This window comes from Rothia sp. HMSC061C12 (assembly GCF_001815755.1).
Classification (GTDB): Bacteria; Actinomycetota; Actinomycetes; order Actinomycetales; family Micrococcaceae; genus Rothia; species Rothia mucilaginosa.
This window is the reverse complement of the sequence record NZ_KV821837.1, coordinates 1-240: the sequence shown is the minus strand read 5'-3', so window position 1 is coordinate 240 and position 240 is coordinate 1. Positions and strand designations below refer to the sequence as shown.

1 pseudogene is annotated in these 240 nt (G+C 46.7%); it reads left to right on the top strand.

The annotated features are described in order from the left end of the window. Positions 1-19 precede the first annotated feature (19 nt). A pseudogene (locus tag HMPREF3055_RS00905) lies at positions 20-240 on the top strand (peptidoglycan-binding protein); the annotation flags it as partial.

Sequence of the window (240 nt, the reverse complement as noted above, 5' to 3'; positions counted from 1 at the left end):
ATGCCAAAACTATATGCTTTTGGCATCCGATTCGCGCCGCCTCGAATATGCAATGACCGCCGAAGAACTATTCTTTCCCGCCATCCAAGATATCTTTGACGACGGAAAAGGGTGGGTCATCACCCCCAATCAACAAATCTTGACCATGCACATTCTCGAAGCACAACCGCGCATCCATAACGAGGAACAAAAAATTTTCGACTGGAACGTCAAATTCGACATCCTTCCCGAAGCAAAAGT